Here is a 15,646-nt window from a genome sequence, read left to right as displayed (position 1 = left end):
TATCAGGTGTTAAGAGTTCCCTCTTAACTCTTCCATGTGCCGTATCCTTTTCCTGATAAGAGCTTCGGTTCCTATATCATGCCTGCTATAGAGCCTGCCTTTTAGACCTGAAAGACCTGCCCCGGCTTTCTCTTCTGCTTTTTTGATCGTGTCCGCCATGCCCAGTACTGCAAGAGCCCTTGAACCTGTGGTATATATTTTATTGTCTTTTTCATATACGCTGGAATAGAAAAGTAGCGCATCCCCGGTATCTCCTACCTCCACTGCCGAATCCCGGACCGGGTTATCGGGATAGCCTTCTGGAACCGCGTATTTGCACACGGTAGCTTTCTTTTTGAATTTGACATTTACACTGTCCAGGGTACGGTTCACAATGCCGAGGCATATTTCAAGGAAGTCGCTATTAAGAAGAGGAAGCACGTTCATGGCTTCGGGGTCTCCGAACCGTGCATTGAATTCGATGACCAAGATGCCGCTTCCTGTTGCCATGAACTGGCCGTACAGGATACCCTGGTAGGGGACTCCGGTCTCTTTTTTGATAGCCTGGACTGTGTCCGACATTATCTTTTTCGCGCCATTATAATCCGATTCTTCCATAAAAGGCAGTATATCTTTTGAATCGTTGTAAGAGCCCATTCCACCTGTGTTCGGTCCTTTATCCCCGTCGTACGCTCTTTTATGGTCCTGGACAGCCGGGGCGAACGCAAGGGTTTTGCCGTCCACGAAAGCCTGTACCGTGAATTCCTCGCCGACCAAACGCTCTTCGACCACAAGGTCGTCGTTTTTCAGGACTTCCTTTGCATAAGTCGCAGCACCCTCAAGGTCAAAATGATCTCCCATAACACGTACGCCTTTCCCGCCCGTCAGACCTGCGGGTTTTATAACAACGTCCCCAAGCTCTTTGATGTATTCGTCCGTACCGCTCTCGCCTTTCCTGAACACTTTGAATTGGGGAAGCCCTGCTATACTGTATTTCTTCATGAAGTTGCGCGTCCATGCTTTATCGAATTCGATCTGTGCAGCAAGCTTCCGAGGTCCAACAACAGGAATCCCGGCATCCCAGAGAAGGTCGGGAATGCCTGCCGCAAGCGGCGCCTCAGGACCCATGACCGCAAGCTCGATCCCGTTCCTGACTGCAAAACCAACAAGCTCGGGGTCTGTTTCCTTTACGAGCAGATAATCTTTGCATAAGCGCGCTATGCCGGGGTTTTTCTTGCTCATGGCTGCGTAAAGCTGCGGGTCTTTCTTGCTGCGGGCTATAGCCTCAGCAATGGCGTGCTCCCGTCCGCCGCCTCCGACTAACAGGACTTTCATAATTTATCTCACAATGTTTGCGGGGATAAATATGTTCTGGTTTTAATAACCAGAAGGTCAAAGTAGTAGTGTGCAATTCCGGAAAGTAATCCATATCTCAGGCGTCTTAATACCGGTCTTAGCCAGAGCCGACATTCTCGGGAAAAACCTGACGATAGCCCTGATATTTTTGGGTCTTTTTGTTTATCTTATCATCGAGACCTTAAAACCAAAAATAAGCGTGGATGTTCTTTCCCTTGTTTACAGGGAAAATGAATTAAAAGGTTTTTCGACCGAGCCCTTATCGTATATATTTTCAGTCCTTTCGCTCCTCTTTCTCTCATTCTTCATCGATGAGAAGATCTGCTTCGCAGCCATTGCAATCCTTGCAGCCGGCGACGGGTTTGCAGGCGTCATAGGCAGAAGATATGGGAAACACAGATTCCCGTTCAATAAAAACAAGTCCTGGGAAGGCTCAATATCAGGCTTTATCGCCGCTTCGATCGCCGGGTTTTATTTCGCCGGCGCCATAGCGCTCATCGGGAGTTTCTTCGGGATGCTGGCAGGCGCGGTCAATAAGCAGGATAACATCTTCGTGCCTTATGCGGCGCTGGTGGCAATGGAGCTGGTTTTATACCTGTTAGCTTAGCCTTCGCCTTCTTCTTTCGCAAAGGTCACAACTTCCGACTGTACTAAGCGTACATGCGCTGAGTATATACCAAAGCTACATATGTTTTTAAATATAAACAAACTAAAATAAGATATTGCGGGCAGGCGTGTATCCGGAATGTGTTGGAATTTTTTAACCGTATGGACACTACCAAATCCTCACCCCTGCCCCTCACCCTCTATTTTACTGAGACACCGGGTACATAGAAATATGAAATAGCTGAATCGCAGCGTTAAAAAAGAAAGCTTTTATACCATTTAAACGTTTCGTTAGTTAGATACAGTCATAATAGTACTCTGAAACCGGAGCTTTGGAGTATGCCAGAAAATGAAAAACCAAAATTAAAAGCACTGTCGGACATCGCATCAATAAACATTGACCAGGAATTTGATAAGATCCTGCAAAATATCCTGGAAATCACCTGCGAAACTATGAAGGCGCACTCAGGTACCATTATACTGGTCGATGAAACTGCCGGTGAACTCAAAATGGTAGCTTCGTATGGATTAGGACAGGATTATCCCGAAAGGGTACACGAAGCAGCAAAAGAAGCGGGCGTATCTCTAACATATAGCCCTTCCGGCATTGTGCTAAGGACCGGGAAATACTACATCGTTCCGAACGTATTTGAAGAACCTAAAGGTAAGCCCTGGCTGCATCTGACAAAAGAGCTTGGATTTTCATCCATAATCTTTGCCCCCATGAAAAAAGGATTGAGAGTCATCGGCATGTTGAACATTTATATGGCGCAGGTGCATCAATTTACGGATGAAGAGATCGATTTTGTATCAATCGCTGCCTCCCAGGCATCGTCTGTGGTCCAGAACGGCAGGATTTGCGGCAAACTTAAAAATAATATTATGGAACTTAATGAATATAAGGAGCACCTTGAAGAGAAAGTAAAAAATGCTTATAAGGAGTTATACGAATCCGAAGAAAGATACAGGGACTTTTTCGAGAATGCAAATGATTCGATATACATCTATGATTCTGAAGGTTACTTTAAGGAAGTAAACACCACGGCGCTCAAGCTGCTTGGATGCACGAAGGAAGAGATAATCGGCACCCATATATCGAAATGGATCACACCGGAGAGCCTTAGGACCACCCGGGAGACTCTGAAGAAACAAATATCAGGAGAACTCGTAGAACAGCCAATTATCCTTGATGTGATCTGCAAGAACGGCGAACACCGATGGATGGAGATAAAAAGGCGTTTAATCAAAGACGATGATAAGGTAACAGCAGTTCATGGCATAGGAAGGGATATAACTGAAAAAAGGAAGATGGAGCAAGAGCTTGATGAATATCGTAGAAAATTAGAAAAATCTTATGAAGAACTCGAAAAATCCGAGGCAAAATACCGGGAGCTCTTTGAAAACGCCCAGGACATTATGTTTGTAATCGACACAGAAGGTATTGTTTTGAAAATGAACCGGATGGGACTTCGAATACTCGGTTGTCCGAAAGAGGAAGTCATTGGCAGTAACATATTAAAATGGCTTACACCGGAGGGTAGAGAAATCATTCAGGAAAACCGGAAGAAACACCGCGCTGGGGAGATCGTGGAACCGATAGATATCCTTGAGATGGTGTGCAAAAACGGTGAACACCGGTGGGTTGAGATAAATATCAGGGATATCAAGGATGGTGAAATCCATGGGATAGCCAGGGACATAACTGAAACTAAGAGACTGAAGAATGAATTAAAAGAATCTAATAAACAACTGAAACTATTATGGTATTTGATAGGGGGAACACGCGGAGGGGCTACCCGTGCATTAATCCTGAAACAGCTCGTCGATAAACCCCATAACGCAAATCAAATAGCGCAAGCCCTGAATATAGATTATAAAACTGCCAGGCATCATCTTGGTGTTTTAGTAAAAAACGGAATAGTCACAAAGGAAATCAACGGATATAACACAATATATTTTCTTTCAAAGAACATGAAAGTGAATTTAAATGAGTTCAATCGTGAGGTCAGGCAGCGTAAAAATCAGGTGAATCTGGTAAAGATATTTTAATAAATTCTTTCGAATTTAAATTGAAAAAGCTTTTATATAAATAACCTAGAATCGTAGGTAACCTTTGCAGAAAGGAAAAAAACCACCACCACCTTATCCTCTTTTTATCTTTTCTGCAAGGGTCTCTTTTCCACGATGATGCGTATGTTTTTAATATTTATATTGATTTTCCCAAACTATACCCAAAGTGCTGCCGAGAATCAGGTAATCGAAGGTTTAATCGTTCCCCTCGCTGTGTGTGGATAGAATGAAACTGAATCTTCCGGATGCAGATGCTTTCCTGATGGTCAGTGAAAGCGAGCACAATGCTGACATGTACTACGCCACAAAGTTCCTTGCCGTAGATTCTTTCATATATTTTAACTCCAAAAACGAGAGGCTTCTTGTCTCCGATATGGAACTTGGCAGGGCAAAAAAAGAATCCAGGGTAAAGGATGTGATCCCGGCTTCCAGGTACGGGCTTATGGGAAAACTCAGGAAGCTCGGGGATATAGATGTCGCATATTGCGAAATGATCGTTGAGTTCCTGAGCTCTGAGAATGCAAGACATATTGCAGTACCTTACAATTTCTCTGTGCAGCTTGCTGATTGCATGAGAAAGAACGGTCTTGAGGTAATTCCCATAAAAAGCCCGTTTCGCGAAATGCGCGAAGTGAAAAGTGAACTGGAAATTGCTGCGATAAAAAAGGCGCAGAGGGCAGGTGAGCGCGCGCTCGCTGAAGGCACCAGCGCAATAAAGAGCGCCCCGGTCAGGCACGGGGTCCTGTACCGGGAGAACGCACCGCTGAAAGCAGAGGACATAAGGGCGATAATCGAGATGACGCTTCTTTCGCAGGGGTGTGAAGCGCCGGATATCATTATCGCGTGCGGAAAGGACAGCTCCGACCCGCACTGGCAGGGAGAGGGAGAAATTCTTGCAGATGAACCGATCGTTATCGATATGGTGCCGCGCTCGAAAAAGGAGAGATATTACTCGGATATGACACGCACGGTAGTGCGCGGGACGCCAAAGGATGAGCTGAAAGATATGTATTCGGCTGTGCTTGATTCGCAGGTTGCGGCGATAAATGAAATCAAAGCAGGCGTTAGCGGCAGCGAAATCCATAACATAGTATGCGATGTGCTGGAAGAGAGAGGATACAAGACCGCAAGAGGAAAAAACGGGGAGTTCACCGAGGGCTTCATACATTCGACGGGGCACGGCGTCGGGCTTGATATCCATGAAGGACCGAACCTGAGCGAGAGCGGCAGGGAACTGAAAGCGGGATGCGTGGTCACTGTCGAGCCTGGTCTTTATTACAAAAACACAGGTGGTGTAAGGATAGAGGATGTTGTGGTGGTAACACAGGGCGGATGCAAGAATTTAACTATGTTCGAGAAGAATCTGGTGCTGAAATGAAAGAAACAGAAGAAGTATTGGAAAAGTACCGGAAGGCTGGAAAAATCCTCTCCGAAGTACGCGCCGAAGCAGCTAAAAAGGTAGTAGAAGGCGCAAGCTTACTTTCGGTGGCTGAGTTCGCAGAGAGCCTGATACGCGAAAAAGGCGGGGAGCCCGCTTTCCCTGTGAACATATCCAGAAATGATGAAGCAGCTCACTCGACCCCGTCTGTTAACGATACTGCTGTTTTCGGGAAGGATATGGTCAAGCTGGACATCGGGGTACATATCGACGGCTACATAGCGGATACGGCTGTAACTGTTGACCTCTCAGGCAATCCCGAACTTGTAAAAGCCGCTGAAAAAGCCCTCTCGGACGCAATAGCAATAATACATGCAGGCGCGAACACCACCGACATCGGAGGAGCCATCGAAGATGCCATAACATCGTTCGGGTATAAACCGATAATCAATCTTACAGGCCATGGTCTTGAACAATATATCCAGCACGCCCCGCCTGCCATTCCCAACAAGAGGATGCCGCACGGCGTGACTATCGAAGACGGGGATATAATAGCCATCGAACCGTTCGCAACCGATGGCGCGGGGAAGATACACGATGCCGGGAATGCTGAGATATATCATATCGTTTCCGAAAAACCGGTGCGCCACCCCTCTGCCAGAGCACTGCTGCAAAAGATTGGGACTTATAAAACACTGCCGTTCGCGAAGAGGTGGCTGGGAGAAAATATTGATTTTGCGATGGTACAGCTCGTTAAAGCGAATATAATCCGACCATACCCTATCCTTAAAGAAATCAAAGGCGGGCTTATCTCCCAGGCGGAACATACTGTTATAGTTACACAGGACGGCTGTGAGGTCATCACCAGATGAAAATTTTCCTTGCCCTTGTTATCATAGCCATGAGCGCCGGTGCAGGCTCGGCAGGGCATCTGTGGATGAATAATATCACAGTGAACGAATACAACATGACCTGGAGCTACATCGAGACTTTTACGGGTGCGGATTCGGTGGCATATAGAGTGAGCATTGATTCGGGGCTTGGCAATAATGACAGTTTTATCAGCGCATGGGAACTCCTGAACGCTGACAGGCAGACGCGCAAAAGCCTTAAAAGCGCGATAGATACGGAGCTTGATATCAGGATAAACAACGATAGCGGCGGGGTTGAGGTGCTTGATGTGGACTCAACGCTGTCACCCGATGCCATCGGAAAAACACATTCCATGGATGCGATCGTGAACAGGTACAACGTCACTTACAGGTTTAAGGAGAACATCCTTAACGCGAGCAGCATCTGGTTCCTCGGGCAGGCAAATTCCTCTGTGACCATAGTTATGCCGCCGGGGGTTGATGTGGTTAATAGCAGCGGAATGAACAATGTTTCGGAAAATGTTGCTAACCATTCAGAGATCACAGGGTTCTTTAAAGGGATGACAACGGACAGGGGGGAGATCACCCTGTATCTTGCTAAAAATACTTCGTACAGGGTTCCTGAGATCAACGTATCATCAAATTTTACTTCGCCCGTGCCGACAGAGAACCTTACAATGAACTTTACAAAATCCGCAAAGGAAGTTGCATCAAAGGCAAGAAATGCGGCTATTATAATAGCTGCGTTTGTGATAATTGTATTGATATACGTTTTTAAGGTGAAGAGAAGATAGTCGGAAAGATATTTTAGAATTATACATGACCCGGGATAAACGCACGATTAAATTCACAAAACCGATTTTCTCAAATAAAGAGGGGTTGCAGCTTGCCACTCCTGAGATAGTCGCAGGATACATAGCAAAGCGATTGAAGACCGGTATAATCGCAGACCTGGGCTGCGGCATTGGCGGTCAGGTGATTTTTTTTGCAAAGGAAGGTAAGAAGGTATATGCGGTCGAGAGGAACCCGGAAAAGCTTGAATACGCAAAGAAAAACTGCGAACTCTACGATGTTAAAAACGTGGAATTCATACTTGGCGATGTGCTTTCTGAAAACATCAAGGAAAAAGTGAGTGATGCGGATATCATTTTCTCAGACCCGGCACGCCCGCTGGCGGAGAAGGAAAGGACGCTGGAAAATCTTGAGCCGCCGATCACTGAAATAATAAAGCTATACTCCGACACCACACAGGAGCTTGCATTCCACGCGCCGCCCCAGATGCCGCCCTCACGCATAGCCTTTGATTGCGAGCGCGAGTACCTTTCGCTGAACGGGCAGTTGAACAGGCTCACTCTTTATTTCGGCGCGCTCAAACGGTGCGACAGAAGCGCGGTCGTTCTTCCGGGAGAAGCACAGCTTTGCTCTTCAGGTGCGCCTGCGATCAAAACCGGCGACCTGAGGGAGTATGTTTACGAGCCTGAACCTTCTGTTGTTAAGGCAGAGCTCCTGAACGAACTGGCTCAGACGAGCTCAGAGGCTGGCGGCAGGATTTTCTTTTATAAGGGAGATGAGCGGCGCACGCTTCTTACGTCCTCGGAGCTTATCGAGTCGCCTTTTTTTAAAGATAGTTACAGGGTTCTGGGAACGACTGGGAAGGATATTCGTTCTATTAAAGAAATATTGGGGTCAGAAAATGCAGGGAAAGTCGTTTTGCGTTTTGATATCGAACCTGAAAGATACTGGGATGTCAGGAAGAAGCTTGAGGAGGGATTAAGAGGGGAGAGGACGCTGCATGCTTTCGGGTTCGGGGATGAGGTGTTGGTGGGGGAGAAGATAAAGAAATAAGCAGAACTCACCAAACTATTTATAGAACCTCACCCAATAAAAAAGTGGGTGCAGTAAATGGTAGATGTAATAACAACACTGATCGTAATAATATTGATAGTAATAATTCTCTCGCAGTCAATAAAAGTAGTGAGAGAGTACGAACGCGTCGTGATTTTCAGGATGGGAAGGCTGTTCGGGGCGAAAGGTCCGGGGATATTCATGATAATCCCTATTATAGACAGCACTGTAAAAGTAGATCTAAGGGTAATTACGATCGACGTGCCGAAACAGACCATCATCACGCGGGATAACGTGAGCGTGGACGTTGATGCGGTCATTTATTATCGCGTCGTCGCGCCGACGAACGCAATAACAAATGTCGAGAATTACAGGATAGCGACGAGTATGCTTGCGCAGACAACCCTCAGGGATATCCTGGGGCAGATAGAACTTGACGACCTCCTCTCAAAGCGGGAAGAACTGAACAAGAAGCTCCAGGCAGCACTGGATGAGGCGACAGACCCGTGGGGAATTAAGATCACCGCAGTAACAATACGCGATGTCAGCCTGCCCGAATCGATGATGCGAGCCATAGCTAAACAGGCAGAGGCAGAGCGGGAACGCAGGTCAAGGATCATACTTGCGGATGGAGAGTTCCAGGCAAGCCAGAAGATGATGGAAGCTGCTGAATTATACCAGAAAGTGCCAATCGCCATGAAACTCAGGGAACTTCAGACACTCGCTGAGATTGCACGGGAAAAGAACCTGATAGTGGTAACATCAGGCGCGCCCGGAGGCGATGTGAGCAATATAGCAGGCCTGACAGGGGCGTTCTCAGAGGCTAAATCGAAGGCTGAACATAAATGAGGCTCCTGCCTTTTTTTTTATTTTTTTTCATATTTGCACAGACCGCAGGCGCACAGGTGCTGGTGGTCGAACTTAAGAATACCATAACCCCTGCAAGCGATGATATTGTGAGCGAGGCGCTTGAGGCAGCAAGGCTTGGGGACGCGCAGGCGCTGGTCATAACGCTGGATACTCCCGGAGGCGGGCTTGAAGAAACCAAAAGGATAATCCAGCACATCGACGGCTCTCCCGTACCTGTTATAGGCTACGTGCACCCGAAGGGCGCAACCGCATGGTCAGCAGGCACGCTGATTCTCCTTGCAACAGATGTAGCAGCCATGGCACCGAATACGATAATCGGCTCTGCCCAGCCTGTTGAAGTGACCTCGGAGGGTCTCAGACCTGTTATGGAAGAGAAGATCGTAAACGCCGTGGTTGCGCTTGCCGAGGAAAAGGCAAAGCAGCACGGCAGGAACGTGACCGCTGCAAAGGAGTTTATCACTGAGAACCTGAACCTCAATGCAGAGCAGGCAAAAGAGGCGAAAGTGATAGAAGTGGTCTCACCGGGCATCGAGGAGCTGCTGACGGAAGTGGACGGGATGACGGTAAAAGGCAGGGTGCTCAATACATCAGGGGCTGATTACACGTTTTACACGCCGTCGCTGCGCCTTTTACTTCTGGATTTGCTCACCAACCCGATTTTAGCATCCCTGCTGCTGCTCGTGGGCATATATTCGCTCGTGTTCGGGCTTACAAGTCCGGGCTACGGCGCTGAGATATTCGGGGTGATCTCTATAAGTCTCGGACTTATAGGGCTGGGATTCTCGGTGAACATAGCTGCCATATTCCTGATCGGGCTCGGTATGGCGCTGCTGCTGTTCGAACTCTATGTCTCGTCCTTCGGGCTCATCGGCATAGCAGGAATCGTATGCGTAGTCCTTGGAAGCATATTGCTTGTACCTGTTGGTTATCCCGGGCTGTACTCCCCGGAATTCCAGACGACCATGTTATTAAGCCTGCTTGCGCCGGCTGTCGTTCTTGGAGTGTTCCTCGCTTTTGCGATATATAAAATGATGCAGGTGCGAATGAGAAAACCTGTAATGGGAGGAATAGTAGGGGATACGGCTGAAACAATCGACGAGCTAACCCCGGGCACGACGGGCTATGTCAGGTACCAGGGAGAGTACTGGAGCGCAAGATCAGAGGAGAGGATAGAACCGAAGACGAAGGTCGTAATAACAGGAAAAGATGGGCATGTGCTGATAGTCAGGCAGTCGGGCTGAGCGATTGGCATCTGTTAAAAAATTAAAAACCGCTCACCGCAGCACATAAATTCCTTTTACAGTTTTTATTATCTTTATTTCATCCCCCGGCTCTGCGCTCAGGAACTCAGGTCTTTTAACAGTAACTGTTTCATAGGTCTCAGGGTCAAGCACCTGGATAATTTTATCTTCCTCCGCGACCAGCACGGCAGGAACTGCATCCTGGCGCCTGCCTAATTTCTTAACATCCATCAGGTCGTTAAAGTTCTCGATAAACCTCCTGCCGGTCTCAAGGTCGATGCCGCTAACATGCTTTCCGCAACTCTGTACTTCTATCACCGTATCATCCACGCTGACAATATCCCCGCGCACGAATTCAGGCAGCCGGAAAGCGAATGTGATCCGATAAAGGTCTTCGCCGTTTTTCTGTCCCACAAGTTTTGGCGATTCTGAGAACCTGCCTCCGAACGCATCGGTTATTGCTCTGCATATCTGCTTTCCAAGCTTGCTTTGTCCTACATAAATATCAATGCCTTCATCAAGTTCCACGATCTTTGCAATGAACGCAAGCCTCTCCCCTTTTTCCCGCGAGCGGGCAGCCACATCCTTTGCAATTTCCCTGCACCTGTCAAGTTCCTCCTGCGTCGGGAGCCTTTTATCGGCGCGGATCTGCACGATACCTTCAAAATAACCTCCCGATATCCTGCTGCATGTATCGCATGTCTCCCAGCTTATCCTCACTTCCGTATCCAGCGCAGCCTCTGTCTGCACGCCTTCGATATTCGCTTTTGCTTTTACATGCACAGCATACCTTGAGTAATCAAGCTGCTTCGGGGTTATTTCCAGTTCGATATCCTGCGCCTGTTTATTTATAATCAGGTTATCTTTTACGCACTCGATAATGACATCGCTTTCATCCTGCCTGGACTGCCACTTTCCCTTCTTGAAGACCGAGCCGCACGTCGGGCATATCCGCGTATAAACAACAAGCGGGCATTCAATAAGTTTTTTATCTCCGATAAGGCTGGTTTTTCCCTGTTTTATATGCTCCAGGAATTCCGGGAAGGACATGCCATTAAGATCCCTGTCTGTTTTTTGAGTGTGTCTTTCAGCCATAAATACTTTCTAAAAAGAGTATTATTTATTTATAGTCTCCCGTATGGCATTTGATAATAGTGTATAATTTAAAAATCGCTCAGAAGTATTCTGGAAGACACATAAATAAGGAAAATCCCGAAAAAATATACGGCGTAGAGATCAACTGCTGAGTAATACGCATCGGGAACTTAGCTCATGATCCGGAAAAGTGCCGTCTGATATGGATGCAGGCTTTCGGGTTATTTTAGGTTATTTTACCTGGTTCTCAGCAAAATCGCCAACTACCGGCAGCTTATATTTTTCACCTTTAAATGCCTTATACATCAACAGCAGCCACAGGATTAGAGATAACAGTCCTATAAGAGGCGATATTACCCATCCGATAAGTGGAATCATCCCAAAGACAATTGAGACAACGAATATAATGACAAATGTCGCTGTCGACTGCATTGCATGGAACCTGACAAACCTGTTCTCTTTCTCCAATATCAAAAATAATATTCCGGTTATGAAACCCAGAACATAGCATAGAAGTCCTTCTATATTCTCGTCTATGCCCAGGGCAGTGGTTGTTCTTTTTTCTTCCATGGTTTTTATTACCTCCGTTTTTAAATATAATTAAATGTCATTGATTAAAAGTTTTACTGTACTTATAAAATAAATTTTTCTATTATCTGGACACAAATATCTTGAAAGGTCTTACTTTTCCAGATTACTCAGGCATCTCTTGATCCCCTTTCGTGGTATTGAGATTAAGTCTCTGCTCGACCTTTAATTCAAATTTTCTTAAGTTCCACGCTGTTATTGTAAGCTTTCTGAAGTCCTGTACTGTTGGGGTGTGAAGCAAGAAGCTGTTCCAGAATTACCTGATGTTTTGCAATCATCTGCTGTGCATTGATGAGTCCAGTGTCTTTGTCGGAAAGTTTAGCCGTTGACTCATTTACACTGTTCATTTTCGCTTTGTACTGAGCAAATGCTTTATCTGCAGCGTCAGTATCATTCCTTTTTAGGGCCGCTCTTGCCTCAGCTATCCTCTTTCTCGCATGGGCTACCTGTTTTCCGAGTTTTTCACTCGCATTGAATGTAAAGGTCTCACCGATGTTCTCAAATGCTATCTGTAATCCGTATAAAGCATTTCCAGGGCCGATCAGACCTCCACCTGACTTATCATCGTCTGCTAATTCTGCAATTGCTGTACTGGCAGCCGTTGCATTGACAGTTGATGTGCCAGAGTTATATTTTCCAATCTCATAATTTCACCTCGAGTTAGGCGGCATTTTGCCGTTAAACTTATTAAAATCATTTACAATTATAAATATTCTTATAATCTAACATTATTCTAATGTACTGTCTTCCTCCAAAAACTACCAGAAGGTTCAAGAATGTCCGGACTACTTTAAATAACTCTAATATCAGAGAAAACAACATAAATACTGCTAAAACCGCATTGTTATGTATGACCTATATAACCAGGCTTGAAGTTTATAAATCAAAAAGATATGCGGAGGATGGGATTTGAACCCACGAACTCCTACGAGACCAGCCCCTCAAGCTGGCGCCTTTGACCGGTCTGGGCAACCTCCGCAAAACTGTATTTATGAAACCGATTTTCGGTTTACCTGATATGCGAGCGCACGTCCTTTATAGCAGAACCCTAAGATATATTTTTGTAATGGACACAAAAAATGATAAAGAGATAAAGGTCTCCTTATCCAAGAGTCTCAAGTATCCCGCCTAACTGTTCAGCTCTTTTCCTAATACTATCAGCCGCTTGAACTGCAAGCTCAGCCGCAGTCATGGAACCGCTTGTCTCAAATGTCATCACAAAGGACTCTGTATCCTCGCCTACTTTAATAGAGTTCATATCGCAGGCTTTTTCGCATAACTTGCACATAGAACAATCTATCACATTAACGACCTTGATCTTGTCCCCGTTCAGTTCCAAAATATCACGAGGACATACCTTGATGCACTCTTCGCACAGATCGCAGTCTCCGATCGTTATAACAGGCATATTCTTGTATCCGCTTGCGATACCGGCCTGCCATTTGCTGTGGCTCCTGCCTGTACCAAGCCGCGCTATCGCCTCAACCACGACTTTGTGCTTTTCCTTAAGTTCCACTATCGGTACTGTTGTTTCCGCCGGGCGCGTATCAGGATCTGTGGAGACCATATCCCCGGAATATACTACCCTGGGACCTTCGGCGCTCAGTGTCAGCGAGACCTGGCACGACGGGCATCCCTGGCCTTCGCACTTGCATTCTCCGGGAAACGCAAATTTCCCGGCATCGGCTTTCAGGGGTATAAGTCCCATTCTTAAAGCAAGCTGCTCATCAAAAAGTACGGATGTATTATCGTAGATATTCACATCGTCAATAGCCAGTACAGGCACTTCCGAGATAATGCTTCTTCGCAATGCGTTGGCAAAAGCCGCAGAAACGCCTGATAGAACGAACCTGGCTTTGCGTTCTGATAATTCTATTATGTCAATATCCATTCTTATACTCGCCTTCCCTTCTTAGCTTTCGTACCGTCGTGCGGGATTGGCGTCACATCTTCGATACGTCCTATCTTGATCCCGGCGCGGGCAAATGCCCGTATTGCAGCCTGCGCTCCCGGTCCGGGGCTGCGCTGCATGTTGCCGCCAGGCGCTCTTACCTTTATATGTATTCCTGTAACTCCTTTATCCCTGAGCTTGTCAGCAAGCTGGGTCGCCATCTGCATGGCTGTGTACGGGGAACTCTCTTCCCTTGCTGCCTTAGTTACCATACCGCCGCTTATTTTAGCAATCGTTTCAGACCCTGTCAGGTCGGTAACGGTTATCAGGGTATTGTTGAACGATGAATATATGTGGGCAACGCCCCATTTCTCTGATACCATAATTAAGCCTCCATCCTGGTCTCTGCTGCCTTTGCCTCATCTGCGACCTGGACTGGTTTTACTGTTTCTGCTACCTTCTCTTTGACGACCTGTGCAGGTCTTGAGGGATGGGCGTCGCTTGATAATGGTGAGCTGCCATAATAACTCAACTGCATCTCTTCTTCCATGGAAACAAGGTAACCCGGAACAGTGACCTTCCTGCCCTCAACCGAAATATGGCCGTGGACGATGAACTGCCGGGCCTGTTTTACAGTATTGGCAAGTCCCTGTTTGTGCACCTGTGTCTGAAGCCTCCTGTCAAGAAAATTAGTAACTTCCAGCGAGAGGATATCATCAAGCACCGCGTCTGTTTTCAGCAGACCGTACCGTTTTAGCCGGTTCAGGATATTATCGGCATCAGTTTTCACATTACCCGAAAGCTTTCCTTTTGCGCTTTCAGCCAGCAGTTTTCTTGCAAGTTCCCTGTAATTTTTAAGTCCACTGTGCGCTTTCCAGACTTCCTTTTTATTCCTCAGGCCATACCTGGTTATAAGTTCGACTTCACCAGCCATCCTGGCTGCCTGCCAGGGATGTTTTGGCGTATCATAGGACTTTCTATTCTTTCCCGGGTATCCCATTATTTAGCCTCCTCTTTTTTCTCTTCTTTCTTTTCTCCCTCTTTCGCCGCGGCTTTGGACGCTGCCAGGGTAGCCCTGGTAACACCTACGGTCCTTCCTTTCCTGCCTGTAGATCTTGTGCGCTGGCCGCGTACGCGGAGACCGCGCTCATGCCTCACGCCCTTGTATGAGCGCATTTTCTTCATGAGGTTAATATCTTCGTTAACGCTTAATAATACATCAGTTCCGATGACGTGCCTGTCTTCACCTGTCATGAAATCGTTCTGTTTGTTCGTCATCCAGTAGGGTATGATAGTGGTTATAGCATCTATCGATGATTGTAATTTTTCTATGTCCGCATCGTTGAGATACCCGATAGTGCCCATGGGGTCAATGCCTGAATTGACTGTTACGATCTTCGCCAGGCGCCTGCTGATGCCCTTTATCCCTGTGAGCGCATACTGCACGCTTCTTTTGCCGTCAAGGTCTGTATCGGCGATGCGCACGATATGTTTGATCTCAGGCTGCCCTTCCTTGGGCTTAAAAGCTTCTTTCTTCCCCTCTTTCGGAGCACCTTTGCGCTCTTTCTTTGGTTGTTCCTTTGCTTCCCCTTTCCCCTCGTGTTTCTTTTCTTCTTTCCTCTCTTTCTTTGCTTCCTGTGGTGCCTCTTTCTTTGGCGCTTCCTTCTTCTGTTCCTGTTTAGGTTCTTTCGTCTCTTTTATTTCCTTAGGATCTTCTTTTTTAGCCATCTTATTCCTCCTGTGGCTTTAGCCCCGGAACTTAGCCGGCGCAGCCATTCATTGCGGGCTGTCATACTACTTGCACATAGCATTTATATTTTATGTAGCCATATTGTCGCTATCGTTAAGTATATTC

16 protein-coding genes and 1 tRNA gene are annotated in these 15,646 nt (G+C 46.7%); 8 read left to right on the top strand and 9 right to left on the bottom strand.

Annotated features, from left to right (window positions below; all coding sequences use genetic code 11):
* Positions 1-9 precede the first annotated feature (9 nt).
* Positions 10-1,314, bottom strand: a complete 1,305-nt coding sequence (gene purD / locus MNV_RS11285) for a phosphoribosylamine--glycine ligase (protein ID WP_096206061.1) — start codon at positions 1,312-1,314, stop codon at positions 10-12.
* Positions 1,315-1,384: 70 nt separating this feature from the next.
* Between purD and MNV_RS11280 the strand changes: the two genes are divergently transcribed.
* The 8 genes from MNV_RS11280 (at position 1,385) to MNV_RS11245 (ending at position 10,217) form a co-directional block, all read left to right on the top strand.
* A complete protein-coding gene (locus MNV_RS11280) occupies positions 1,385-1,942 on the top strand; it encodes a diacylglycerol/polyprenol kinase family protein (protein WP_096206060.1) in 558 nt (185 codons plus the stop codon).
* Between the two features lie 338 nt (positions 1,943-2,280).
* Positions 2,281-3,990: a PAS domain S-box protein gene (locus MNV_RS11275; protein ID WP_096206059.1), complete on the top strand. Its 1,710-nt coding sequence runs from the start codon at positions 2,281-2,283 to the stop codon at positions 3,988-3,990.
* A gap of 247 nt (positions 3,991-4,237) precedes the next feature.
* The gene (locus MNV_RS11270; RefSeq protein WP_096206058.1) at positions 4,238-5,389 is read left to right on the top strand and encodes a M24 family metallopeptidase; all 1,152 of its coding nucleotides are present in this window, start codon (positions 4,238-4,240) and stop codon (positions 5,387-5,389) included.
* Complete coding sequence (gene map / locus MNV_RS11265) at positions 5,386-6,261, top strand: type II methionyl aminopeptidase (RefSeq protein ID WP_096206057.1); 876 nt, start codon at positions 5,386-5,388, stop codon at positions 6,259-6,261. The genes MNV_RS11270 and map overlap by 4 nt, the downstream gene beginning before the upstream one ends.
* Entirely contained in the window at positions 6,258-7,055 is a 798-nt protein-coding gene (locus MNV_RS11260) for a hypothetical protein (protein ID WP_096206056.1), read from the top strand. The genes map and MNV_RS11260 overlap by 4 nt, the downstream gene beginning before the upstream one ends.
* Before the next feature lie 25 nt (positions 7,056-7,080).
* Positions 7,081-8,106, top strand: a complete 1,026-nt coding sequence (locus MNV_RS11255; protein ID WP_096206055.1) for a methyltransferase domain-containing protein — start codon at positions 7,081-7,083, stop codon at positions 8,104-8,106.
* Between the two features lie 57 nt (positions 8,107-8,163).
* Positions 8,164-8,955, top strand: a complete 792-nt coding sequence (locus MNV_RS11250) for a slipin family protein (protein ID WP_096206054.1) — start codon at positions 8,164-8,166, stop codon at positions 8,953-8,955.
* A complete protein-coding gene (locus MNV_RS11245; protein WP_096206053.1) occupies positions 8,952-10,217 on the top strand; it encodes an NfeD family protein in 1,266 nt (421 codons plus the stop codon). The genes MNV_RS11250 and MNV_RS11245 overlap by 4 nt, the downstream gene beginning before the upstream one ends.
* A gap of 33 nt (positions 10,218-10,250) precedes the next feature.
* Here MNV_RS11245 and MNV_RS11240 read toward each other — a convergent pair whose 3' ends face one another.
* From MNV_RS11240 to MNV_RS21030, 8 genes are all read right to left on the bottom strand, one after another.
* Positions 10,251-11,312 (bottom strand): 60S ribosomal export protein NMD3, encoded by a 1,062-nt coding sequence (locus MNV_RS11240; RefSeq protein ID WP_096206052.1) that lies wholly within the window; start codon positions 11,310-11,312, stop codon positions 10,251-10,253.
* Between the two features lie 231 nt (positions 11,313-11,543).
* Positions 11,544-11,882, bottom strand: a complete 339-nt coding sequence (locus MNV_RS11235; protein WP_096206051.1) for a DUF4870 domain-containing protein — start codon at positions 11,880-11,882, stop codon at positions 11,544-11,546.
* A 188-nt stretch (positions 11,883-12,070) separates the two neighbouring features.
* Complete coding sequence (locus MNV_RS20780) at positions 12,071-12,442, bottom strand: DUF5667 domain-containing protein (RefSeq protein WP_257000037.1); 372 nt, start codon at positions 12,440-12,442, stop codon at positions 12,071-12,073.
* A 352-nt stretch (positions 12,443-12,794) separates the two neighbouring features.
* Positions 12,795-12,879 (bottom strand) — tRNA-Leu (locus MNV_RS11230).
* 123 nt (positions 12,880-13,002) lie between these two features.
* Positions 13,003-13,791: a DNA-directed RNA polymerase subunit D gene (locus MNV_RS11225; RefSeq protein ID WP_179293949.1), complete on the bottom strand. Its 789-nt coding sequence runs from the start codon at positions 13,789-13,791 to the stop codon at positions 13,003-13,005.
* A gap of 2 nt (positions 13,792-13,793) precedes the next feature.
* On the bottom strand, positions 13,794-14,174 hold the full coding sequence (locus MNV_RS11220) for a 30S ribosomal protein S11 (protein WP_096206049.1): 381 nt from the start codon (positions 14,172-14,174) through the stop codon (positions 13,794-13,796).
* Positions 14,175-14,176: 2 nt separating this feature from the next.
* On the bottom strand, positions 14,177-14,791 hold the full coding sequence (locus MNV_RS11215) for a 30S ribosomal protein S4 (protein WP_096206048.1): 615 nt from the start codon (positions 14,789-14,791) through the stop codon (positions 14,177-14,179).
* A complete protein-coding gene (locus tag MNV_RS21030) occupies positions 14,791-15,519 on the bottom strand; it encodes a 30S ribosomal protein S13 (RefSeq protein WP_096206047.1) in 729 nt (242 codons plus the stop codon). The genes MNV_RS11215 and MNV_RS21030 overlap by 1 nt, the downstream gene beginning before the upstream one ends.
* Positions 15,520-15,646: the final 127 nt, after the last annotated feature.

The sequence above is a fragment of the Candidatus Methanoperedens nitratireducens genome, from assembly GCF_900196725.1.
Lineage (GTDB): Archaea > Halobacteriota > Methanosarcinia > Methanosarcinales > Methanoperedenaceae > Methanoperedens > Methanoperedens nitroreducens_A.
This window is presented reverse-complemented; position numbering and strand designations above follow the sequence as displayed.